The 22,580-nt window shown below is 63.3% G+C and carries 19 protein-coding genes and 1 pseudogene; 13 read left to right on the forward strand and 7 right to left on the reverse strand.

All coding sequences use genetic code 11. The annotated features are described in order from the left end of the window. Positions 1-2: 2 nt before the first annotated feature. The 5 genes from V1289_RS38015 to V1289_RS38035 form a co-directional block, all read right to left on the reverse strand. The gene (locus V1289_RS38015; RefSeq protein WP_334404018.1) at positions 3-1,058 is read right to left on the reverse strand and encodes an ABC transporter ATP-binding protein; all 1,056 of its coding nucleotides are present in this window, start codon (positions 1,056-1,058) and stop codon (positions 3-5) included. After that, complete coding sequence (locus V1289_RS38020) at positions 1,055-2,053, reverse strand: ABC transporter ATP-binding protein (RefSeq protein ID WP_334404020.1); 999 nt, start codon at positions 2,051-2,053, stop codon at positions 1,055-1,057. The genes V1289_RS38015 and V1289_RS38020 overlap by 4 nt, the downstream gene beginning before the upstream one ends. Before the next feature lie 28 nt (positions 2,054-2,081). After that, positions 2,082-3,053 carry an ABC transporter permease gene (locus tag V1289_RS38025; protein WP_334404022.1) on the reverse strand — a complete coding sequence of 324 codons (972 nt, stop codon included), beginning with the start codon at positions 3,051-3,053 and terminating at the stop codon, positions 2,082-2,084. Positions 3,054-3,065: 12 nt separating this feature from the next. After that, positions 3,066-4,046 carry an ABC transporter permease gene (locus V1289_RS38030; protein ID WP_334404024.1) on the reverse strand — a complete coding sequence of 327 codons (981 nt, stop codon included), beginning with the start codon at positions 4,044-4,046 and terminating at the stop codon, positions 3,066-3,068. A gap of 100 nt (positions 4,047-4,146) precedes the next feature. Further along, a complete protein-coding gene (locus tag V1289_RS38035) occupies positions 4,147-5,745 on the reverse strand; it encodes an ABC transporter substrate-binding protein (RefSeq protein WP_334404026.1) in 1,599 nt (532 codons plus the stop codon). A 198-nt stretch (positions 5,746-5,943) separates the two neighbouring features. Here V1289_RS38035 and V1289_RS38040 point away from each other — a divergent pair, with 198 nt between their 5' ends. The 7 genes and pseudogenes from V1289_RS38040 (at position 5,944) to V1289_RS38070 (ending at position 15,309) form a co-directional block, all read left to right on the forward strand. Next, positions 5,944-7,197 (forward strand): NAD(P)/FAD-dependent oxidoreductase, encoded by a 1,254-nt coding sequence (locus V1289_RS38040; RefSeq protein WP_334404028.1) that lies wholly within the window; start codon positions 5,944-5,946, stop codon positions 7,195-7,197. Between the two features lie 99 nt (positions 7,198-7,296). Then, positions 7,297-7,548: a DUF6489 family protein gene (locus V1289_RS38045; RefSeq protein ID WP_074280644.1), complete on the forward strand. Its 252-nt coding sequence runs from the start codon at positions 7,297-7,299 to the stop codon at positions 7,546-7,548. After that, the gene (locus tag V1289_RS38050) at positions 7,545-8,348 is read left to right on the forward strand and encodes an esterase/lipase family protein (RefSeq protein ID WP_334407825.1); all 804 of its coding nucleotides are present in this window, start codon (positions 7,545-7,547) and stop codon (positions 8,346-8,348) included. The genes V1289_RS38045 and V1289_RS38050 overlap by 4 nt, the downstream gene beginning before the upstream one ends. An 83-nt stretch (positions 8,349-8,431) precedes the next feature. After that, positions 8,432-9,982, forward strand: a complete 1,551-nt coding sequence (locus tag V1289_RS38055; protein WP_334404030.1) for a WS/DGAT/MGAT family O-acyltransferase — start codon at positions 8,432-8,434, stop codon at positions 9,980-9,982. A 94-nt stretch (positions 9,983-10,076) separates the two neighbouring features. Beyond that, the gene (locus V1289_RS38060) at positions 10,077-11,072 is read left to right on the forward strand and encodes an alpha/beta fold hydrolase (RefSeq protein ID WP_334404031.1); all 996 of its coding nucleotides are present in this window, start codon (positions 10,077-10,079) and stop codon (positions 11,070-11,072) included. A 171-nt stretch (positions 11,073-11,243) separates the two neighbouring features. Then, positions 11,244-14,478: pseudogene (locus V1289_RS38065) on the forward strand (bifunctional cytochrome P450/NADPH--P450 reductase). A gap of 156 nt (positions 14,479-14,634) precedes the next feature. Continuing rightward, entirely contained in the window at positions 14,635-15,309 is a 675-nt protein-coding gene (locus V1289_RS38070; protein WP_334404032.1) for a spermidine synthase, read from the forward strand. 6 nt (positions 15,310-15,315) lie between these two features. Here the strand turns inward: V1289_RS38070 and V1289_RS38075 are convergent, their stop codons facing one another. Next, positions 15,316-16,128, reverse strand: a complete 813-nt coding sequence (locus tag V1289_RS38075) for a class I SAM-dependent methyltransferase (RefSeq protein ID WP_334404033.1) — start codon at positions 16,126-16,128, stop codon at positions 15,316-15,318. Between the two features lie 57 nt (positions 16,129-16,185). Then, entirely contained in the window at positions 16,186-17,106 is a 921-nt protein-coding gene (locus tag V1289_RS38080; protein ID WP_334404035.1) for an alpha/beta fold hydrolase, read from the reverse strand. 169 nt (positions 17,107-17,275) lie between these two features. On the opposite strand from V1289_RS38080, the gene V1289_RS38085 reads away from it, so the two are divergent. From V1289_RS38085 to V1289_RS38110, 6 genes are all read left to right on the forward strand, one after another. Next, entirely contained in the window at positions 17,276-17,656 is a 381-nt protein-coding gene (locus V1289_RS38085) for a hypothetical protein (RefSeq protein WP_334404037.1), read from the forward strand. Then, complete coding sequence (locus V1289_RS38090; RefSeq protein WP_334404038.1) at positions 17,653-18,750, forward strand: alpha/beta fold hydrolase; 1,098 nt, start codon at positions 17,653-17,655, stop codon at positions 18,748-18,750. Before V1289_RS38085 ends, V1289_RS38090 begins: the two co-directional genes overlap by 4 nt. After that, complete coding sequence (locus V1289_RS38095; protein WP_334404040.1) at positions 18,747-19,340, forward strand: GNAT family N-acetyltransferase; 594 nt, start codon at positions 18,747-18,749, stop codon at positions 19,338-19,340. The genes V1289_RS38090 and V1289_RS38095 overlap by 4 nt, the downstream gene beginning before the upstream one ends. 186 nt (positions 19,341-19,526) lie before the next feature. Then, the gene (locus V1289_RS38100) at positions 19,527-20,003 is read left to right on the forward strand and encodes a phasin (RefSeq protein WP_334404042.1); all 477 of its coding nucleotides are present in this window, start codon (positions 19,527-19,529) and stop codon (positions 20,001-20,003) included. Between the two features lie 203 nt (positions 20,004-20,206). After that, complete coding sequence (locus V1289_RS38105) at positions 20,207-21,493, forward strand: DUF445 domain-containing protein (protein WP_334404044.1); 1,287 nt, start codon at positions 20,207-20,209, stop codon at positions 21,491-21,493. A gap of 192 nt (positions 21,494-21,685) precedes the next feature. Further along, the gene (locus V1289_RS38110) at positions 21,686-22,456 is read left to right on the forward strand and encodes an esterase/lipase family protein (RefSeq protein WP_334404046.1); all 771 of its coding nucleotides are present in this window, start codon (positions 21,686-21,688) and stop codon (positions 22,454-22,456) included. The last annotated feature ends 124 nt before the right edge of the window (positions 22,457-22,580 follow it).

A 22,580-nucleotide genomic window follows, 5' to 3' on the forward strand; every position in this document is an offset into this window, starting at 1 on the left:
GATCACAGGCGAGGCCCGCTGCCAACCGTTTGGTTGACAGGGTTGGCTCCCATCCGCGTCGCGGAAGCTTTAGCCGGGACCGGATTGTTGACGGCGTGACAGGCGACGCCGTCGATCAGCGAAGGCGCCACCTTGCGGCAGAGATCGAACGCCAGCGGGCAGCGCGGATTGAAGGCGCAGCCGGGCGGCGGATCGATCGGATTGGGGATTTCGCCTTTGACCGGAATCCGCTGCCGGCCGGACATGGCGAGATCGGGAACCGCGCCGAGCAGCATCTTGGTATAGGGCATCCGCGGATTGTTGAAGAGTTCGCGCCCCTCAGCGATCTCGACGATGCGGCCGAGATACATCACGCCGATGCGGCTCGCCATGTGGCGGACCACCGCGAGGTTATGGCTGATGAAGAGATAGGTCAGACCGAATTTGTCCTGCAGGTCGCGCATCAGATTGAGGATCTGCGCCTGCACGGAGACGTCCAGCGCCGAGGTCGGCTCGTCACAGACGATGAATTCGGCTTCCGAGGCCAGCGCCCGCGCAATCGCGATGCGCTGCCGCTGGCCGCCGGAGAACTCATGCGGAAATTTCAGGCCGTCATCGGCATGCAGGCCGACCAGGTTCAACAACTCCCCGACGCGCGCCCTGATGTCGCGCTCGCCCCGGATCAGATCGAAGGCGCGAATCGGTTCTGCGACAATGGCATCGACCCGGAAGCGCGGATTGAGGCTCGCATAGGGGTCCTGAAAAATCATCTGGATGCGGCGGCGCAGACGCTGGCGTGCCTGCGATTGCTTGCGGTCAGTCATCGAAATGCCGTCGATGATCACCTCGCCGGAACTCGGCGGCAACAGTCCGACCACCATGCGCGCGACGGTAGTCTTTCCCGAACCGGATTCGCCGACCAGCGCAAACGTCTCGCCCCGCCTGATATCGAAGGTGACGCCGTCGACCGCTTTGAGAAATTCCAGATGGCCGCCTTCGAGCACCCGGTTCAGCCACGGTTTTGAAACGTCGAACACGCGGCGCAAATTCCTGACGTCGATGAAGGGTGCCGGGCTCATGCCGCGGTCTCCTTGACGTTTTCCTTGGCGGCGGGGTCGTAGAGATGGCAGGCCACCGCCTGCGTGGCGTGCGGAATTGGCTCCGGCCGTTCGACGCGGCAGCGATCGAACGCGAACGCGCAGCGCGGGTTGAACGAGCAGCCCGGCGGGATCGCCGACAGCCGCGGCATCGAACCTGGAATCTGCACCAGCCGCTTGTCTTCGCCCGCTAGTGTCGGGATCGCGCCCATCAGGCCCTTGGCATAGGGATGCAGCGGGTTCTGCACGACGTCCTGTACCGGCCCGATCTCTGCAATCCGGCCGGAATACATCACAGCAACCCGGTCGGAGGTTTCGGCGATCACGCCCATGTCGTGGGTCACCAGCATGACGGCTGTGCCGTGATCGCGGCCGAGGCGCTTGATCAAGGAGATGATCTGGGCCTGGACGGAGACGTCGAGCGCGGTGGTCGGTTCGTCCGCGATGATCAGCTCCGGCCCGGCGCAGATCGCCAGCGCAATCACGACGCGCTGGCGCATGCCGCCGGAGAATTCGTGCGGATAGGCGTCGATGCGCTTTTCCGGTGCGGGAATGCCGACCTCGGCCAACAGATCGATGGCGCGCTTGCGCGCTGCGGACTCCGACAGATGGCTGTGGGTGCGGATGGTCTCGATGATCTGGTCGCCGATCCGGTACAGCGGATTGAGGCTGGTCAGCGGATCCTGAAAGATCATGCCGATGCGTTTTCCGCGGATGCGGCGGATCTCTTCCGGCGGCAGATGATCGATCCGCATCCCCGACAGATGGATCTCGCCGCCGGCGATCCGGCCGGGCGGGTCGATCAGCCCGATCACGGCAAGTCCCGTGACCGATTTGCCGGCGCCGGATTCCCCGACCACGCCCAGCACTTCGCCCTTGGCGATGTCGAATGAAACGCCGTCGATGGCGCGCAGCGTATGGTGGCGGGTGACGAACTCCACCTCGAGATTACGCACCGAGAGAACAGGAGCGGTCATACAGCCAAATCTCTGAGAAAGCCGCGTCTCATCTGAGTTTCGGATTGAGCGCGTCGCGCAGCCAGTCGCCGAGCAGGTTGATGGAAAGGATCAACGCCGCGAGCGCCATGCCGGGGAAGGCGACGATCCACCATTCGCCGGAAAACAGATAATTGTTGCCGATGCCGATCAGGGTGCCGAGCGAGGGCATGGTATCGGGCATCCCTGAACCGAGAAACGACAGCGTCGCCTCGGTGATGATGGCAAGCGCGAGGTTGATGGTGGCGATGACGAGGATCGGCCCCATCGTGTTGGGCAGCACGTGACGCAGCATGATGACGGGGGCAGGCAGGCCGATCAGCTGCGCTGCGGCGACGTAATCCTTGCTCTTCTCCACCAGGACCGAGCCGCGCACGGTGCGGGCATATTGCACCCAGAAGCTAAGGCCGATCGCAACCACTAGCACGGCCAGCATGTTCATCGCGTCCAGCCGGTTGCCGAACACCGACTTGACCACGCCGTTGACGAGCAGAGCGATCAAAATGGCAGGGAAGGTGAGCTGCACGTCGGCGATCCGCATGATCAGGCTGTCGACGGCGCCGCCGACATAGCCCGCGATCAGGCCGAGCATGATGCCGAGCGCGCCGGAGAACACGACGCCGAGCACGCCGACCACGAGCGAAATCCGCAGGCCGTACAGGATCGCCGAAAGCACGTCGCGGCCCTGCTCATCGGTGCCGAGCAGGAACGGGCTTTGGCCGTCGGCTGTCCACAGCGGCGCGATGCGCGAATTCATCAGCTGCAACTGTGCCGGATCGAACGGGTTCTGAACGGCCAGGACGGAAGCGAAGATCGCCAGCAGGAAAAACAGGATCGTGATGGCCGCCGCCACCATCGTCAGTCTGGAACGGCGGAATGAATAGAACACGTCGCTTTCGAGCGCGCGCCGCAACCAGCCGCGGCCGGCGCGGCCGCGCGGTGCGCTCGGTTCGGCTTGATGCGGGACAACGGCGTCGGACATGAAAATCTCGCTCTAGCCCGGACGGCTGATGGTCGAGCGCAAGCGCGGATCGACCACGGTATAGAGGATATCGACCACGAGATTGATGGTGACGAAGATCAGCGACACCATCAGCAGGTACGCCGCCATGATCGGGATATCCACGTTTTGCACTGCCTGTACGAACAGCAAGCCCATGCCGGGCCACTGGAATACGGTTTCGGTGATGATTGCAAATGCAATAACCGAGCCAAACTGCAGCCCGGCCACCGTGATCACGGGAACCAGCGTGTTCTTCAGCGCGTGGCCGAAATGGATGGCGCGCGTCGTCAGCCCGCGGGCGCGGGCGAAGCGGATATAGTCGGTGCGGAGCACTTCGAGCATTTCGGCGCGCACCAGCCGCATGATCAGGGTCATCTGGAACAAGCCAAGCGTGATCGACGGCATGATCAGCGCCTTGAGGCCGGAAACCGTGAGCAGGCCGGTGGTCCACCAGCCGAGCCGCACCACCTCGCCGCGGCCGAACGAGGGCAGCCAGCCCAGCGTCACCGCGAACAAATAGATCAGGAGAATGCCGATCAGAAAAGTCGGCAGCGAGATTCCGATCAGCGATACCGCCTGGAATATTTTGGCAAGCACGGTGTCACGCCGCAGCGCCGAATAGACGCCCATCAGGATGCCGAACACCATCGCGAAAATCGTGGCGCAGATCGCAAGTTCCAGCGTCGCCGGCATTCGCTCCTTCAGGAGGTCCGAGACCGGCTGGCGAAACTGGTAGGAGACGCCAAATTTGAATTGCGTGGCGTTGGCGAAATAGCGCACGAACTGGACCGGCACGGGATCGTTCAGGCCGAGGGACTGGCGGATCGCGGCGCGCTCGGCGGCCGAGGTGTCGATCGCAACCATCTGGTTGACGGGGTCGCCGGCGAACCGGAACATCGAGAACGCGATGATGCCGACGGCGATCATGACGCCCACGGCCTGGAGCGCCCGGCGAAGAGTGAAAGCGAGCATGTGATCCTTTCACTTCTCTGTAGGTGTGGTGCGCGTCATTGCGAACCGTAACGAAAAGTCCCGGAAGCGCGAGGCTCCCAGGACCTGTGCATTCAAGCTGCTACTCCTGCTTTGTCGCCCAGTACAACAGCACTTCGTTGTCGGCGCGCTGGGTCAATTTCACCTTGTTCGAGACGCCCCAGGCCAGGGCCTGCTGGTGCAGCGGGACGTAGCTGTAGTCCTTGTTTCCGATTTCGAAGGCCTGCTTGATCAACTGGTCGCGCTTGGCCGCATCGGTCTCGACCAGGATCTTGTCGGTGAGGACGTCCAGTTCCCTGTTGCAGTACCCGCCGAGATTGGCTTCGCCGCGGTTGGGGTCCTTTTCGTCGTCCCGGCAGCCCATGATGTCGTGCAGCACGTTGTGCGAATCCGATGAGGCCGGCGTCCAGCCCAACATATAGAACGAGGTCTTGAACCCGCCGGGCTTCAAGACCTTGGCGAAGTACTGCTGCTTCGGCTGCGCCAGGAGGTCAACCTTGACGCCGATGCGCGCCAGCATGCCGACCACGGCCTGGCAGATCGCGGAATCATTGACGTAACGGTCGTTGGGGCAATCCATCGTGACTTCGAAGCCGCTGGGGTAACCGGCCTCGGTCAGCAGTTTCTTGGCCCCGTCGGGGTCAAATTTCGGCCGCGTGAACTCCCTGGAAAGCGCAAACAGCGGCGGGGCGACCATCAGCGCCGACGGGGTCGAGAGGCCGCGCATCACGCGTTTCTGGATCAGGTCGACGTCGACCGCCTTGTAGAAGGCTTCGCGGACGCGGATGTCCTTGAACGGGTTCTTGCCCTTGACGTTCGAGTACAGCAATTCGTCGCGGGTCTGGTCCATGCCGAGGAAGATGGTGCGCAGTTCCGGCCCGGTCAGAACCTTGGCGATCCCGCTCGCATTGACGCGTTCAATGTCCTGAATCGGAACCGGCTCGATGACGTCGACTTCGCCCGAGAGCAGGGCGGCAACGCGCGTCGCGGCGGAAGCGATCGGCGTGAAGTCGATTTCCTTCAGATTATGTTCGGGCTTGCCCCACCAGTTCGGGTTAACCTTGAACACGGTCTTCACGCCCGGCTGATGGCTCTCGATGTAGAATGGGCCGGTGCCGTTTTCGTGCAGCGATGCGTAGCTCGGCGAGGTCGCCGAGGCGGGCGTCGGCGCCACCGAGTTGTTTTCCTGGCACCACTTCTTGTCCATGATGAACCAGCCGTCCCATTGCGAAACGAGAATCGGATTGGGCGAGTCGAGCATCACGTCGACCGTGTAATCGTCAACCTTGACGAACTTCGCGTCGGTCGCAACGTTGGTCAGAAAATTGGAGCCTGTGGCACGCACGCGATCCGCGGAGAAGATCACGTCCTCGGCGGTGAAGGGGTCGCCATTGTGGAACTTGACGCCCTTGCGCAGATGGAAGCGCCACTGGGTTGGTTTCAGGATTTCCCAGCTTTCCGCCAATACCGGAACGATCTTCAGATCCTTGTCGCGGGTGACCAGGCCCTCATAGACATGCGCATGATGGGCGATGGTCGTGGTTTCCTTGAGCGTATAGGGATCCAGCGATTTCAGGTCGCCCTGGTTGGCGTAGCGCAAGGTTTGGGCCGATGCCGGCAGCGTCGCAATCGCGACAGTTAAGGCTGTGGCCCTTGCAAGCAAACTCTGACGTACCGACATATGACCTTGTTCCCGTTATGATCAGCCGGTTCGCGCGCTACCGGCAGATATTACCTTTTTGTATTGTTGCCAGAGTTTGGCCGCCGCGCAAGCGCGATTTCCCGTATTGGCGAACCGGTTTGCGTCGCAATGCCGCAATGACTAGCTTCACCTTAAGCCGCGCGCGCAACTGCGTGACATTCAACTTTCGGAGTGCCGATGGCGGAATTGAAGGCCGATGTACTCGTCCTGGGTGCGGGCATGGTCGGCGTCGGCGCTGCGTTGCATCTGCAGAAGCGGGGCCGCGATGTGGTCCTGATCGACAAGCACGCGCTCGCCGGCGAAGAGACCAGCTTTGGAAACGGCGGGCTGATCGAATGCGCCTCGGTGTTTCCCTACATGTTTCCGCGGGATTTCAGCCAGATCCTGCGATACGCGATGAATCGCTCGCCGCAGGTGCGCTACAGCCTGTCCGATCTTCCGGCATTCCTGCCGTGGCTGGTGCGCTATTATCTGGCGTCTTCGCCGGCGCGGGCACTGCACAGCGCGATGGCCGAATTGCCGCTGATCCAGCGCAGCCTGATCGAGCACGAGGCGCTGATCTCGGAAGCCAGGGTGCCGGAGTTGTTGCGGCGCACCGGCTGGATCAAGCTGTTTCGCTCCGAAGCGACGCTTGCCAATGCCGGCCGCGACCTCGAACGCGCCAAACAATATGGCGTTGCGAGCGAGATTCTCGATCCCAAGGCGATCGCGGCGCGCGAGCCCAATCTGACCGGTGACTTCGCCGGCGCAACTTATTTTCCAACACCCGGCTTCGTTCCCGATCCCGGGGGCCTCGCCAAGGCCTATGCGGCGCTGTTCGGCCGCAAGGGCGGGCGGTTTCTCGTCGGCGACGCGCGAACGCTCGAAGCGTCCGGCGGGCGGTGGCGGGTGGCGACGCTGGAGGGGGCGGTGACCGCGCGCGAGGTCGTCGTCGCGATGGGGCCGTGGTCCGATCAGATATTCGGTCCGCTCGGCTATTCGATCCCGCTCAACGTCAAGCGCGGCTATCATCTGCATCTTCAGCCGCGCGGCAATGCCGTGCTCAATCATCCCGTTCTGGACTCCGATCTCGGCTACCTGCTGGCGCCGATGAACCGCGGCATTCGCATGACCACGGGTGTGGAGTTCGCCCGCCGCGATGCGCCGCCGACGCCGCTCCAGGTGCTGCGTGCGCTGCCGCGGGCGCATGCGCTGTTTCCGCTGGGAGACCCGATCGAGGCCAAACCCTGGATGGGGGCGCGGCCCTGCTTGCCGGATATGCTGCCGGTGATCGGCAAGGCGCCCCGCCATGCCGGGCTGTGGTTCGATTTCGGCCACCAGCACCATGGGCTGACGCTCGGGCCTGCAACCGGCCGCCTGCTGGCGGAGATGATGACCGGCGAGGTCCCGTTCGCCGATATCAGGCCTTTTGCGGTGGAGCGTTTTGGTTGACCATGTGGGACGAATGAGGGGCAAGGGCAGTGTCTTGTCCTTGCGTGACTCAGCCTGACGCGGCGATACTGCGGCAGGCGATCAAGAGAAGGAGCGGTCATGAAGGTAAACGTCGAAATAGATTGCACGCCCCTCGAAGCCCGGCAGTTCATTGGGTTGCCGGATGTGCAGCCGATGCAGACGGCCGTGATGGACAAGCTGCAACAGCAGATGCTGAGCAATATCGAAAAGGTCTCGCCCGAAGCCCTCATGCAGAGCTGGTTCACCTTCGATCCCAAGATCGCCGAGCGCTTTCAGGACATGTTCGTGACCATGGCCGGCCTCGGTGGCGCCAGCAAGAGTAAGAAATAGTGGCCGCGACGGACGGGAGCGCGCCGGCGGAACAAAAAAAGCTTCGTGCACCGAGCCTGTTCCTGATGCTGGCCGAGGCGAGGAGCCTGTTCGAACTCAATTCGAGCCTGCTGCTGTCGCCGCTATTGCTGCGCGCGCCGAAGGGCGACGGTCATCCGGTGCTGACGCTGCCGGGATTTCTCGCCAGCGACCTTTCGATGGCGCCGATGCGGAGATATCTCAAGGAACTCGGCTACGACGCCTATGCCTGGAACATGGGCCGCAATCTCGGCGGCATCTCCGGTCTGCGCGGCGCGCTGCGCGACCTCCTGAAACGGATTCACGAAACCACCGGGCGCAAGGTCTCTATTGTCGGCTGGAGTCTCGGCGGCGTCTACGCGCGCGATCTCGCACTGCAACTGCCGGACATGGTGCGATCGGTGATCACGCTCGGCAGTCCGTTCGCCAATGATGTCAGGGCGACCAACGCCACGCGGCTCTACGAAGCGTTGTCGGGCGAGGGCGTGAACGACAATCCGGAGATCCGGGAGGCCATTGCCGGCGACCTGCCGGTTCCCGCTACCTCGATCTATTCCCGTACCGATGGCATCGTGAACTACCACACCTGCCTGCTGCGCCCGTCCGAAACGGCCGAAAATATCGAGGTCTATCTCGCCAGCCACGTCGGTCTGGGCGTCAATCCCGCCGCGCTATGGGCGGTGGCCGATCGGCTGGCGCAGCCGGAGGGTGAATTCAAGCAATTTGACCGATCGGGGCCGTTTGCCATTGCATATGCGCCCCCGGAAAATGCACAATCCTGATCGATGTCCTGATATCTTCAGGGTCGTGTGAACGCCAGAAGCGCCGCCAAGGCGCCGCGTGATTTGTTTCTCGGGAGGAAAATATGAGCGACGCCAAAAAGCTGTCCTCGATGGACGCCTCGTTCCTGTATCTGGAAACGCCGGAAATGCCGATGCATGTCGGAAGCATGGCGATCCTTCGCCTGCCCGAGAATTACAACGGCAATTTCTTCGAAGAGTTCAAGGCGATGATCGCCTCCCGGCTGCACATCGCGCCGATCCTGAAAGCGCGGCTGGAAAAGGCGCCGCTCGACATCGATCATCCGTCCTGGGTCGAGGATGACCAGTTCGATATCGACCGTCATATTTTCCGCGGCAGCCTTCCGGCCCCCTACGACCGTGCGACGCTGGAGCGCATCGTCGGCTGGATGCATGCCAAACTGCTCAACCGCGCCCGTCCGCTCTGGGAATTTTATGTCTTCGAGGGCATGAAGGACAACGAGATCGGGCTTTACTCCAAGATGCATCACGCCTGCATCGACGGCGGCGCAGGCGCGGCGCTGACCAACATGATCTACGACGTGACGCCGGTGCCGCGGGTGGTCGAGCCGCCGATTCCGCAGGCCAAGGGCGGGCCGGAGCCGCGCGACATCGCCGCCAACCTCATCGATTCCTATCAGGCGCTTTGGCGGCAGCCATTCGATGCCTCGTCGAGCCCGAAGACCATCGACCTGCCGCGCTCCGGAAAGAGCGATCTCGGGTCGATCCTGTTCGACAACGCCATGTTCCAGATCGAGAGTGCGGTGAAATTCGCCAGCAGCGTGCCGACGATGCTGAAGAGCGTCTCCGAGGTGATCGGCAAGGTCACCGATCCCAAATCGCGCGACAGCATCGCCAGCATGGTTTCGCCCTCGACGATCCTGAACAAGGCGATCTCGTCGGAGCGCAGCTTTGCCGGCACCTCGATCTCGCTGTCGAAAGCCAAGGCGCTGGCCAAACAATCCGGCGGCAAGCTCAACGACGTCGTGCTGGCGCTCGCCTCCGGCGTGGTGCGGCGCTATCTTTTGGAGCGCGGCGCCCTGCCGGCCAAGGCGATGACCGCCGCGGTGCCGATCTCGCTGCGCGAAGAGGGCAACACCGACGCCAACAACCAGGTGTTCGGCATGATCTGCTCGATTGCCACCAACGTCGAGGATCCCAAGACGCGGCTGGAAACCATCATCGCGCAATCCACCAAGTCGAAGGAGATGTCGCATCCGCTGCGCGCCTTCATGCCGCAGGTCTCTAATATCTCGATGCTGGGCACGCCGATCCTGGTTCAGATCATGGCGCTGCTCTACAGCCGCTCCGATCTCTCCAACGTGCTGCCGCCGGCGGCGAACATCACGGTCTCCAACGTGCCGGGGCCGCGGCAGACGCTCTATGCGGCCGGCGCCGAATTGCTGCACATCTTTCCTGTGTCAATCTCGACCCACGGGCTTGCGCTCAACATCACCGTGCAGAGCTATCGCGACCAGCTCGATTTCGGCTTCATCGCTGGCGCCAACATCATTCCCCATGTCCAGGTTTTGTGCGACATGCTTCCGCTCGAATTCGAGGCGCTGGAAAAGGCGTTCGCGCCACCGCCCGCCGATATCAAGGGCGCAGCTGAATAGGGCATGATCCGAAAAAAGCCTGCCCCGCAGTTGATGCGGGGTGGGAAACCGGTTTTTCGACAGATCATGCCCAAGAGAAAACAGAGATCGTTCGATGATAGAGATGCCGCCGCTGCAGTTCGCCCAGACCAACGGGATCCGCATGGGTTATTACGAGGCGGGCCCGACAACCGACAAGCCACCGGTCATTCTCTGCCATGGCTGGCCGGAGATCGCATTTTCCTGGCGTTACCAGATCAAGGCGCTGGGCGAGGCCGGCATCCGCGTGATCGCGCCGGACCAGCGTGGCTATGGCGCGACCGACCGGCCGGAGCCGGTCGAAGCCTATGACATGGAGCACCTGACCGGCGATCTCGTCGGCCTGCTCGACCATCTGAAGATCGACAAGGCGATTTTCGTCGGCCACGACTGGGGCGGCTTTGTCGTCTGGCAGATGCCGCTGCGGCATCCTTCACGCGTCGCCGGGGTCGTCGGGGTCAACACGCCTCACCTGGGTCGCGCGCCGGCGGATCCGATCGAGCTGTTCCGCCAGCGCTTCGGCGACAGCATGTATATCGTGCAGTTTCAGGCCCCCGGCCGCGAACCCGACAAGATCTTCGGCAGCCGTGTCGAGCAGACTTTCGACGCCTTCATGCGCAAGCCGGTGACGCGCCCCGAAGGCACGCCGGAAGAACAGCCTATTGCGGGCGTCGGCGCGTCAGCGCGACTCAATCTGGCGTTTCCGCAGATGATCGCGAATTACGACGCCAAGCACGATCCGCGCACGCCGATCCTGTCGTCGGAGGAAAAGCAGGTCTTCGTCGACACCTTTACGAAGACGGGCTTCACCGGCGGCATCAACTGGTATCGCAACTTCACCCGCAACTGGCAGGGCTCGGCCGGCCTCGATTTCACCGTACGGGTGCCGTCGCTGATGATCATGGCCGAGAACGACGCGGTGCTGCCGCCCTCCGCCGCCGACGGCATGGAGAAGCTCGTTCCCGATCTGGAAAAATATCTGGTCCGGGGCAGCGGCCATTGGACGCAGCAGGAAAAGCCGGAAGAGGTCAGCGCCAAGCTGATCGAATGGCGTAGGAAGAGGTTTGGGTGAGGCGACGCAGGGGACAACTATTTCGTCATTGCGAGGAGCGCAGCGACGAAGCAATCCATTCTTTCTTTTTGCCGCGCGATGGATTGCTTCGCTGAGTTTATCATCGGGCGCGCATTCGCGCGACCCGGGGGCTCGCAATGACGGTTGAGGCAGGCAGGAGACAAACTCGCAATGGCGTCACCCAATAAGCTCAGTCCGATCCCGCATCCGCCGAAAAAGCCCGTGGTCGGCAACATGCTGTCGCTGGATCCGAACGCGCCGGTGCAGCATCTGGTAAGGCTGACCAGGGAGCTCGGGCCGATCTATTGGCTGGACATGATGGGGGCGCCGCTGGTGATCGTGTCGGGCCACGATCTCGTGGATGAACTCAGCGACGAAACGCGCTTCGACAAGGCGGTGCGCGGCTCGCTGCGCCGGGTTCGCGCGGTCGGCGGCGACGGGCTGTTCACCGCCGATACCTCGGAGCCGAACTGGAGCAAGGCGCACAACATCCTGCTGCAGCCGTTCGGCAACCGCGCGATGCAGTCCTATCACCCGAGCATGGTCGATATCGCCGAGCAGCTGGTCAAGAAATGGGAGCGGCTGAACGCCGACGAGGAGATCGACGTCGTTCACGACATGACGGCGCTGACGCTCGACACCATCGGCCTCTGCGGGTTCGACTACCGCTTCAACTCCTTCTATCGCCGCGATTACCACCCGTTCGTCGAATCGCTGGTGCGCTCGCTCGAGACCATCATGATGACCCGCGGCCTGCCGCTCGAGGGCCTGTGGCTGCAGAAGCGCCGCAAGGATTTGGCGCAGGACGTCGCCTTCATGAACAAGATGGTCGACGAGATCATCGCCGAGCGGCGCGGCAACGCCGAAGCCGCCGAGGGCAAGAAGGACATGCTCGGCGCCATGATGACCGGCGTCGACCGCACCACCGGCGAGCAGCTCGACGACGTCAACATCCGCTACCAGATCAACACGTTTCTGATCGCGGGCCACGAGACCACGAGCGGCCTGTTGTCCTGCACGGTCTACGCGCTGCTCAAGCATCCCGACATCCTCAAGAAGGCCTATGGGGAAGTCGACCGGGTGCTCGGGCCCGATACCAACGCCCGGCCGACCTATCAGCAGGTCACCCAGCTCACCTACATCACGCAGATCCTGAAAGAGGCGCTGCGGCTGTGGCCGCCGGCGCCGGCCTACGGCATCGCGCCGCTCAATGACGAAACCATCGGCGGCAAATACAAGCTGAGGAAGAACACTTTTATTACCGTGCTGGTGATGGCGCTGCACCGCGATCCGAGCGTGTGGGGACCGAACCCGGACAAGTTCGATCCGGAAAACTTTAGCCGCGAGGCCGAGGCGGCGCGCCCGATCAACGCGTGGAAGCCGTTCGGCAACGGCCAGCGCGCCTGTATCGGGCGCGGATTTGCCATGCATGAGGCGGCGCTGGCGATTGGCATGATCCTGCAGCGCTTCAAGCTGGTCGACAACCATCGCTACCAGATGCATCTGAAGGAAACGCTGACGATCAAGCCCGACGGCTTCAAGATCAAGGTTCGTCCGCGCGCCGACCGGGAGCGCGGTGCGTTCACCGGCGGTACGGCGGCGGCCGCAGTGTCGACCGCGGCGGCGCTTCGCGCCCGGACGCGTCCGGGACACAACACGCCGCTGCTTGTTCTGTATGGATCCAACCTCGGCACCGCGGAAGAGCTGGCGACGCGGGTCGCCGATCTCGCCGAGGTCAACGGCTTTGCGACCAAACTCGCGCCGCTCGACGATTACGTCGGCAAGCTGCCGGAGCAGGGCGGCGTCCTGATCTTCTGTGCGTCCTATAATGGCGCTGCGCCCGACAATGCCACGCAATTCGTCAAATGGCTCGGCGGCGATTTGCCGAAGGATGCCTTTGCAAAGCTGCGCTATGCCGTGTTCGGCTGCGGCAACAGCGACTGGGCCGCGACCTATCAATCGGTTCCGCGCGGGATCGACGAGCAACTGGCCGCGCATGGCGGGCGCAGCGTCTATGCGCGCGGTGAGGGAGATGCCCGCAGCGACCTCGATGGCCAGTTCGAAAAATGGTTCGCCGCACTGGGACCGGCGGCGGCGCAGGAGTTCGGCCTCGCCTCGAACATCACGCGCAGCGCCGACGACGAGCCGCTCTACAAGATCGAGCCGGTGGCGCCCTCAGCGGTGAATGCGATCGTCGCCCTGGGCGGCGCTGCGCCGATGAAGATGCTGGTCAATTCCGAGTTGCAGAACAAGGCGGGCGCCCAGCCATCCGACCGCTCGACCCGGCATATCGAGGTGCAGCTGCCGTCCAACATCACCTATCGCGTCGGTGACCACCTCAGCGTAGTGCCGCGCAACGATCCGGCGCTGGTCGATTCCGTCGCGCGCCGCTTCGGCTTTTTGCCGGCCGATCAAATCCGGCTGCAGGTCGCCGAAGGCCGCCGCGCGCAATTGCCGGTCGGCGACGCGGTGTCGGTCGGGCGTCTCCTGACCGAGTTCGTCGAGTTGCAGCAGGTCGCGACCCGCAAGCAGATCCAGATCATGTCGGAAAACACCCGGTGTCCGGTCACCAAGCCGAAATTGCTTAGCCTTGTCGGCGACGACGCCGATTCGACGGAGCGGTACCGGACCGAGGTGCTGGGAAAGCGCAAATCGGTGTTCGACCTGCTGGAGGAACATCCGGCCTGCGAACTGCCGTTCCATGCCTATCTGGAAATGCTGTCGCTGCTGGCGCCGCGCTATTATTCGATCTCGTCGTCGCCCGCTGGCGATCCCGCGCGCTGCAGCGTCACCGTCGCCGTGGTAGAGGCGCCCGCAAGTTCGGGCCGCGGTATCTACAGGGGCGTCTGCTCGAATTATCTCGCCGGCCGCCGCGCGGGGGAGAACCGTCCACGCCACGGTTCGCGAAACCAAGGCGGGCTTCCGGCTGCCCGACGACGCCGCCCAGCCGATCATCATGATCGGGCCCGGCACCGGCCTGGCGCCGTTCCGCGGTTTTCTGCAGGAGCGCGCCGACCGCAAGGCGAAGGGAGCCAGCCTCGGGCCGGCGATGCTGTTCTTCGGCTGCCGTCATCCCGAACAGGATTATCTCTACGCCGACGAGCTGAAAGCGTTCGTAGCCAATGGCATCACCGAACTGCACACCGCGTTCTCGCGCGCCGACGGGCCGAAGACCTATGTGCAGCACCTGGTCGCGGCGCAGAAGGACCGGGTATGGAGCCTGATCGAGCAGGGCGCGATCATCTATATCTGCGGCGATGGCGGCAAGATGGAACCGGACGTCAAGGCCGCATTGGTCGCGATCTATCGCGAACGCTCCGGCGCCGGCGCGGAAGCCGGGCAGCGCTGGATCGACGAGATGGGTACGAAGAATCGCTATGTGCTGGATGTGTGGGCGGGCGGGTAATAATCGGTGTCGTCCCGGCGCAGGCCGGGACCCATACACCGTGCCGTCGCGTTTGCAAAATGCTGTTCGACCGATCTGTCGTATCCATGTGGGCCGGTAGTTATGGGTCCCGGCCTGCGCCGGGACGACGGCAGTTCCTGTGCTAGAACCCCTCCGATGATTCCATGGGTCAAAATCGACACCGCGCGTGTTCCCGGCACCGACGGCGACTTGCGGCTGATGCGGCGCGGCGCCGAGTTCTCCATCATGCTCGGCACCAACGAGCTGATGAACAGCCGCCTCAGCGGTTCCGAGGCCGCGCTCGCGACGCTTGCAGCCAAGAAGATCGAAAAGGTCGCAAAGCCGCATGTGCTCATTGGCGGCCTCGGCATGGGTTTTACGGTGCGGGCGGCACTCGGCGTGCTCGGAATCAAGGCGCAGGTCGTGGTGGCTGAGCTGGTGCCGGCGGTGGTGGCCTGGGCACGCGGCCCGATGGCCGAGATTTTCGGCGACAGCCTGATCGATCCCCGCGTCAGCGTTTTGGAGACTGATGTCACCGAGGTGATCCGGTCGCGTGCACGAACCTTCGATGCGATATTGCTGGATGTCGACAATGGTCCGGAGGGCCTGACCCGCAAGGCCAATGATGCGCTCTATGATTCAGCCGGACTGAAAGCGGCGCACGCGGCGTTGCACCCCGGCGGCGTGCTGGCGGTCTGGTCGTCCGGACCCAATCCGCCCTTTGCAAAACGTCTGCGCAGCGCCGGCTTCGACGTCAACGAGGTTGCCATCCGCGCCACCGGCAGGGGCGGCGGCGCACGCCATGTGATCTGGATCGCGACCAGGGAATAGCGCGTATCAGCCGCGGCTGGCGGTAATCACCAACGCCTGGATGCGGCCTTCGATGGCCCCGGTGCCAAATCGGCGCGCCAACGCTTCGGTCGCCTGCCGGGTCGCCGCTTCGACGCCTGAGGCGTCGCGAGCCTCGATCTCGTTTCGCAGCGGCGTTCCCTGGCAATAGGCAATCGCGGGCTCGCGCGGCGAGGGCGCCTTGCTGCGGTGGTCCACGGTGTCGATCGAGACGGCCGTGAACCCGGCAGCATCCAGTTCCTGTCGGATAAGTTGGACATCATGGTAGCCATGCGGGGTGCGGGCCATGAAGCGCGGGGGATCTTGCGGAAACAGTACGGCGAGCGCATCCGTGACCGTGTCCGCGAATTCGTTATCCGAGATCGGGCCCCACACATTGAAAAGGAAACGTCCGCCCGGCCGCAAGATCCGGCGCGCCTCTTTGTAGGCCAAAACCTTGTCCGGAAAGAACATCGCGCCGAACTGGCAGGCCACCGCGTCAAAGCTTTGATCTGTAAATGGCAGGGCAAGCGCGTCGGCCTGCCGCCACTCGATCCGTCCATCCCCGTACGATAGCGCTGCCCGATCGAGCATCGGTTGGTTCAGGTCAGTTGCGACAATGCGCGCCTCCGCAGGAAGGATCGACGCCATCGCGCGGGTCAGAACGCCGGTTCCTGCGGCCGTTTCCAGCACGTTCCGCGGCGCTGAGTGTGCCAGCCGCCGGGCGAGATCGCGCGCGTAAGGCTCGAAGATGAGCGGGACCAGAAACCGGTCGTAGATTTCCGGGATAGAACCGGCAAATAGTTTATCGGATGCCACCATCGTACTGCTCCGTTGGACGCGCACGGCCGGTGCTGCATGTAACGATTAACCGCTGGGCTACGCCGCCTTCGCCGCCGCGCCATGCGCGTGCTTGTCGATGGCGTCGATGATTTGCGGCCACAGCGGGATCGGCAGCGCGTGGCCCATGCCTTCGACCATTAATAGTTTCGCGCCGGGAATCGAGGCCGCGGTGTCCTTGCCGCCCTCGGGGCGGACCAGCGGATCGACGGTGCCGTGGATGACCAGTGTCGGCGCCTTCACGGCGTGCAGCCGTTCCTTGCGGCTGCCCGAAGCCAGGATGGCGCGGAGCTGCCGGCCGACGCCGGCCGGATTGAGGCCGCGCTCGAACGTGCGTTCGGCGCGCGAGCGATCGAGCGCCTCGTCTTCCGGGAAGGAACCGACGCGCAGGATTTTCCAGGTCTGTGCAAACCGCTCGAAATATTCTTCCCTGGTGGCCGGCGGCGGCGCCATCAGCATCGCGGAGGCCTCGCGGGTCGGCGGCGGCACTTTGGGATTGCCCGTGGTCGACATGATCGAGGTCAGTGAGCGCACCCGCTGCGGGAACGAGATCGCGATTTCCTGGGCGATCATGCCGCCCATTGACGCCCCGACCAGATGCGCCGACTTGATGCCGAGCACGTCCATCAGCCCGGTCGTGTCCCTGGCCATGTCGATGAGCTTGTAGGGCGCGGCGATCGGGATCTTCAGGAACCGCAGCTTGAGCAGTTCGACGGGCGTGAGCCGCTTGCCGCCGCTCAATTTGCCTGATTTGCCGATGTCGCGATTGTCGAAGCGGATGACGCGAAAGCCGCGCGCGGCGAGCTGGCGGCAGAACTCGTCGTCCCAGTGGATCATCTGGGCCCCTAACCCCATGATCAGCAGCATCGGTTCTGCGCTCGGGTCGCCAAAATCCTCGTAGCAAATGTCGATGCCGTTGGCGCTGATGATCTGCGGCGGCTGATGAGCTTGCGGGTTCACGGTGGGCTATCCCCTGGGTGGTATCGCGATGAGGAAACTCTATGCCACGGTTTGTCGCAGCGCAGAAGGCTTTCCGTGACTTGGTGTTGACCAGCCCGCCGCAACGGTATGGTATGCTTGGAAACAAGCGAAGCGTGCAAAGCGCTCGTAACCGTCCGGGAGAGCGCCAATGGTCGACAAGGGCAACGATCCTGCCGTGATCTGGCAGACGATGATCGGCGAGATGGAGAAGGGTTTTAACTCCTTCGCCAATAAGGCGATGGCGTCGCCTGAATTCTCCAAGGTGATGAATCAGGTCGGCGGCGTCACGGCGGGTGCGCAAAAGCAGCTTGGCGAACTCATGGAGAAATATCTCGTCAGCATGAACCTGCCGAGCCGGGCGCAGCTCGTCGGCATGGCCGAGCGGATTCAGGCGATCGAAGGCCAGTTGAACGAGATCAAGGCGCTGCTGCATCAGGTGCACAACAACTCCGGCGCGCCGGATGGCGGCTATGGCGCGCCGCGGCCGCCGCGCACCAAACGTCCTCCATCGGAAGGAGAACAGAAATGAGCGCCAGCGCTGGCCTAAGATCCGCGGGCCTCGATCTGGCTGACATCCCGGACCGGATCCAGTCCGAGGTGCAGCGTGCGATCCAGTGCAGCATCAAGGGCGTCGAATATATCGCTTCCTCCGGGCCGTCGCTGGGATCGACGCCGAAGGACATCCTGGCCGTCCGCGGCACCATGAACCTCTATCACTATCGCCCGATGGCGGACGAAATCTATCGCGTGCCGATCCTGATCGTGATGGCGACCACCAACCGCGGCTACATCCTCGACATGGTGCCCGGCCAGAGCTTTATCGAGTTCCTGCTCAAGCGCGGCTACGATGTCTATATGCTGGACTGGACCGCGCCGAAGCCGGAGGAGAAGTCGCTGGGGATGGAGGACTACGTCCTCGATTTCATTCCGGATTGCGTCCGCCGCGTGCAGCAGGATTCCGGCGAGCAGGATGTCACCGTGATCGGCTATTGCTTCGGCGGCGTGCTGTCGCTGCTGTACGGTTCGATCTTCAGCGACGGACCGATGAAGAATTTGATCTGTTTCACCACGCCGATCGATTTCCGCGAGATGAAGCTGTTCTCGAATTTCTCGGACCGGCGTTATTTCGATGTCGACCGCCTGGTCGACAGCGTCGGCAACGTGCCGCCGGAAATGATCCTGTCCTCGTTCGAGATGCTGCGGCCGGCCTCGCGCGCGGTCAGCCAGGTGCAATTGTGGGAGAACATCTGGAACGACGAGTTCGTCAAATCGTACCGGATGTTCGACCGCTGGGCGACCGATACGCTGCCGCTGGCCGGCGAATATTTCCGCGCTATCACCAAGGACCTGATGTGGGACAACAAATTGTTCAACGACACCATGTCGGTCGGCGGCCGCGCGGCGGATATTTCCAAGATCAAGGTGCCGATCCTGCACGCGGTGGCCGAGCACGACCACATCGTGCCCTATGACGCCGCCAAGCATCTGATCGCGAAAGTCGGCTCATCCGACAAGGAAGAGGTGATGCTCAAAGGCGGTCACGTCAGCCTCGTTGCAGGGGCCAACGCCATCAAGCGGCTGTGGCCGAAACTGGACAACTGGTTAGGTGGAAGATCGATATGAGTGAAACACGTTCCTACCCGCGGCACGTCAAGACCGATGCCGGTGAGATTGAATTCCGCCTGATGGCGCGGGCCGACGAGCCCGCCGTGCTCGCCTTCGCGCAGAAACTGCCGAGCCATGATCTGCTGTTCCTGCCGCGCAATATCAGCCAGCCCAAGGTACTGTCGGCCTGGGTCAACGAGATCGAGCGTGGCGCGATCGTAAGCCTGCTGGCGGTGAAGGCGGGGGCGGTGGTCGGCTGCGGCACGCTGGTGCGCGATCCGCACTCCTGGTCGCCCCATGTCGGCGAGATCCGGATGGTGGTGTCGCAGGACGTCCGCGGCCAGGGCGTCGGCCGGGCGCTGTCGCAGGAGACCTTTGCGCTGGCGCTCGGCGCCGGGCTGGAAAAGCTGTCGGTGCAGATGACGGTCGATCAGCAGGCGGCGATCGCGCTGTTCGAGAGCCTCGGCTTCAAGGCCGAGGCGCTGCTGCGCGACCACGTCCGCGACGTCGACGGCAAGAAGCACGACATCGTCGTGCTCGGGCACAACGTGGCGCAGGTTCGGGCACAGATGGAGGCCTATGGGCTTCCCGGGGCGCTCCAGCATTAGCCTAAAGTGGAACTTTCGCCGGTTCGCTAGGCAAATCGCTCAGCGTTAAGGCTGTTCACGAATTCGTGATATCGCGCTGCAACATTGATGTTGCGCCGCACCATCAACTATGGCACAACCCTCTCGCCCCGGGCCAAACCGGACGGGGTGAGCCCATAGCTCAAACCTGAGGATGGAGAGACCCCCATGACCACCGAAACCAATTCCGTGCTGAATACCGTCAAAGAAGCCTTCGCGCCCGTCACCGAGGCGTTCACCAAGCTCCAGAACCTGGAAGTTCCGGAAGCTGCCCGTGAGTTCGTGAAAAAGCAGGCCGAGACCGCCAAGGTTCGCGCCGCCGACCTCCATGCCGGTTCCGAGAAGGTGACCGCCGCGATCGAGACCGCTGTTGCCGGTTCGGTCACCGAGGCCGCCAAGATCAGCCGTAACATCCAGCAGGCGCTCTATCAGGACGCGGAAGCGTTCTTCGCCGGCATCGACAAGCTCGCTTCGGCCAAGTCGCTGAGCGAAGCCGCCCAGATCCAGTCGGACATGGTCCGTGCGCGCGGCGAAGTTCTCGTCACGCGGGCGAAGGCCACCACCGAATATCTCGGCAAGCTCGTCGCCGACAGTGCCAAGACCGCGCAGGACAACTTCTCCAAGGTCTACACCAAGACCGCCTGATCGCGATCCCCTGCCAACTGCCGTTTCGAAGGCCCGCTTAGGCGGGCCTTCTTTTTGACGATTACATCCGCGTCATTCCGCACGACGCGAAGCGGCGATCCGGAATCTCGAGATTCCGGGTTCGTGCTTCGCACGCCCCGGAATGACGGCGATGGGTGCATCGCGCTATACTTGAAGTCGCCGTCGTTCATCCGAAAGCCGTCATGAGTCTTCCCGCCACCTTCGTCACCGACGCTCCCGGCGACGCGCAACGCGCCGCCGAACTGCGGCGCGTGAAGTGGCTGGCGACATCGGTGCTGGCGGCAACGCTGTTGCTGTTCGTCGCCGCGAAGGTGCTGCTGCCGCTGCATCCGGCCTTCGGCTTCATCGCCGCGTTCGCGGAAGCCGCCACCATCGGCGGCCTCGCCGACTGGTACGCCGTGGTAGCCTTGTTCCGCCGGCCCCTGGGACTGCCGATCCCGCACACCGCGATCATCCAGAGCAATCAGCACCGCATCGCCGACAAGCTCGGCGAGTTCATCGAGGTGCATTTCCTCGAAGCCGCTCCCGTCGAAGCCAAATTGCGCCAGATCGACTTCGGCTCGTTCATCGCCGACTGGCTGCGCGACCGCAAGCGCAGCGAGGACCTCGCCCGCTTTGCGCTGCGGCTGTTGCCGGAAGCGGTCTCGGCGACGGAAAGTTCGGGCTTGATGACTTTCGTCAGCCGCCGCATCACCGCGAAATTGATGTCGATCGATCTCGCGCCGCTTGCCGCCGGCACGCTGCGCGGCTTCGTGCAGGAAGGCCGCCATCAGGGATTGCTCGACGATATCCTGCGCGTGATGCATCAAACGCTGACGCAGGCGGAAACCATGGCCGTCATCCGCGAAAAGATCCGCGCTGAATTGCCGACGCTTTTAAAGCTCTACCGCGCCGACCGGTTTCTGGTGAACCGGATCGTGGCCTCCGCGACCACCTTCTTCGAGGAAGTGCGCAACGATCCAAAACTCCCGTTCCGCGGTGAATTCGATCGCATGCTGCTGTCGTTCGTCGATCGGCTTGGCACGGATAAGGCCTTTGCCGATCGCATCGACGGCCTGAAGCGCGATCTGCTGGCGCGGCCGGAGCTCGGCGACCTCGCGCGCAATGTCTGGTCGAACGCGCGCTCGTTCATCGAACGCAGCGCCTCGGGCGAGACGCAGGTGCTGCAGCAGATTCTGGCGCGCATGTTCGCGGAGGCGGGCGAGGCGCTGGCCGGCGATGCCGAGCTGCGCGCCGAGATCAACCAGGGTCTCGTGGCCGTGCTCAAAACCGTGATCGCCGAGCAGAAGAGCGGCGTCTCGACCTTCATCTCCGATCAGGTCAAGGCCTGGGACATGGGGCAATTGATCTCGCTGATCGAAATCAACATCGGTCGGGACCTGCAATACATCCGCTTCAACGGCTCGCTGATCGGCGGGCTTGCCGGCCTGGCGTTGTACACGCTCGAGTACCTGCTGCGGTGGCTGTGACTAATTAATCACGACTGCGTTTTTACTGGCCATTGTTGCAGTGCGTTCCGCTTGAAAGGGCAGAATCAGTTCCCTAGCTTTTCAAGTGAGGTTGTTGCGTTGCGGAACGATTCTACCGAAGAGACGTCTTCTAATTTGCCACATTTGGCCGGCTGCCGAGACGTAAGGGGCCAGGCCTGAACAGGAGATACGATGTCCGTTGCTGCGCAGACGCTTCGCCCGCCATCCAGAACCCTGATGTTTCTGGAAGGGCGGGCCATTTCCGAGTTGGGCGCGTTTCTCGGGGCCTTGCCGCTTCTCAGCCTGGCGCCCAGAGGGGACGGACACCCGGTGCTGGTATTGCCCGGCCTCGTCGCCTCCGACACCTCGACGCGTCCGCTGCGCAGTTTCCTGAAGAGCAAAGGCTACGCCGTCAGCGGCTGGCGGCAGGGTCGTAATCTCGGGCTGCGCCATGGCGTGCAGCACGCGATGGTCGACCTGGTGCAGGAATTGAACGACACCCATGGCCGCAAGGTCTCGCTGGTCGGCTGGAGCCTCGGTGGTCTCTACGCGCGCCAGCTCGCCAAGATGATGCCGGAGCGTGTGCGCTCGGTCATCACGCTCGGCAGTCCGTTTGCAAGCGGTCCGAAGGCGACCAACGCCTGGCGCGTCTACGAGATGGCCAGCGGCCGTCGCGCCGACGAAGAGGATGCGCGGTTCGGTGGATCGCTGGCCGGCACCCCCCCGGTGCCGACCACCGCGATCTTCAGCCGCACCGACGGCATCTGCGCCTGGGAAGGCTGCCGCGAACAGACCTCGTCAATGTCCGAAAGCATCGAAGTCGAAAGCAGCCATTGCGGCATGGGCCATCATCCCGCCGCGGTCTTTGCGGTCGCCGATCGCCTGGCGCAGCCCGAGGGCAAATGGGCGCCGTTCGACCGCAGCGGCTGGCGCAGCCTCGCCTATCCCGATCCGAACCGGTAATCCCGCGCGTTTCATCCTTCGAGACGCCACGCTTACGCGTGGCTCCTCAGGATGAGGTCTCAAACCCTCATGGTGAGGTGCGCGGCAATGCTGCGCGTCTCGAACCATGAGGCCCCTCTCTGAT

This window comes from Bradyrhizobium sp. AZCC 2289 (assembly GCF_036924615.1).
Lineage (GTDB): Bacteria > Pseudomonadota > Alphaproteobacteria > Rhizobiales > Xanthobacteraceae > Bradyrhizobium.

Bases quoted from the DNA above. Each gene is read 5' to 3' on its own strand.
- V1289_RS38015 (WP_334404018.1), bottom strand. From the start codon at position 1,058: ATGAGCCCGGCACCCTTCATCGACGTCAGGAATTTGCGCCGCGTGTTC.
- V1289_RS38020 (WP_334404020.1), bottom strand. From the start codon at position 2,053: ATGACCGCTCCTGTTCTCTCGGTGCGTAATCTCGAGGTGGAGTTCGTC.
- V1289_RS38025 (WP_334404022.1), bottom strand. From the start codon at position 3,053: ATGTCCGACGCCGTTGTCCCGCATCAAGCCGAACCGAGCGCACCGCGC.
- V1289_RS38030 (WP_334404024.1), bottom strand. From the start codon at position 4,046: ATGCTCGCTTTCACTCTTCGCCGGGCGCTCCAGGCCGTGGGCGTCATG.
- V1289_RS38035 (WP_334404026.1), bottom strand. From the start codon at position 5,745: ATGTCGGTACGTCAGAGTTTGCTTGCAAGGGCCACAGCCTTAACTGTC.
- V1289_RS38040 (WP_334404028.1), top strand. From the start codon at position 5,944: ATGGCGGAATTGAAGGCCGATGTACTCGTCCTGGGTGCGGGCATGGTC.
- V1289_RS38045 (WP_074280644.1), top strand. From the start codon at position 7,297: ATGAAGGTAAACGTCGAAATAGATTGCACGCCCCTCGAAGCCCGGCAG.
- V1289_RS38055 (WP_334404030.1), top strand. From the start codon at position 8,432: ATGAGCGACGCCAAAAAGCTGTCCTCGATGGACGCCTCGTTCCTGTAT.
- V1289_RS38060 (WP_334404031.1), top strand. From the start codon at position 10,077: ATGATAGAGATGCCGCCGCTGCAGTTCGCCCAGACCAACGGGATCCGC.
- V1289_RS38070 (WP_334404032.1), top strand. From the start codon at position 14,635: ATGATTCCATGGGTCAAAATCGACACCGCGCGTGTTCCCGGCACCGAC.
- V1289_RS38075 (WP_334404033.1), bottom strand. From the start codon at position 16,128: ATGGTGGCATCCGATAAACTATTTGCCGGTTCTATCCCGGAAATCTAC.
- V1289_RS38085 (WP_334404037.1), top strand. From the start codon at position 17,276: ATGGTCGACAAGGGCAACGATCCTGCCGTGATCTGGCAGACGATGATC.
- V1289_RS38090 (WP_334404038.1), top strand. From the start codon at position 17,653: ATGAGCGCCAGCGCTGGCCTAAGATCCGCGGGCCTCGATCTGGCTGAC.
- V1289_RS38095 (WP_334404040.1), top strand. From the start codon at position 18,747: ATGAGTGAAACACGTTCCTACCCGCGGCACGTCAAGACCGATGCCGGT.
- V1289_RS38100 (WP_334404042.1), top strand. From the start codon at position 19,527: ATGACCACCGAAACCAATTCCGTGCTGAATACCGTCAAAGAAGCCTTC.
- V1289_RS38105 (WP_334404044.1), top strand. From the start codon at position 20,207: ATGAGTCTTCCCGCCACCTTCGTCACCGACGCTCCCGGCGACGCGCAA.
- V1289_RS38110 (WP_334404046.1), top strand. From the start codon at position 21,686: ATGTCCGTTGCTGCGCAGACGCTTCGCCCGCCATCCAGAACCCTGATG.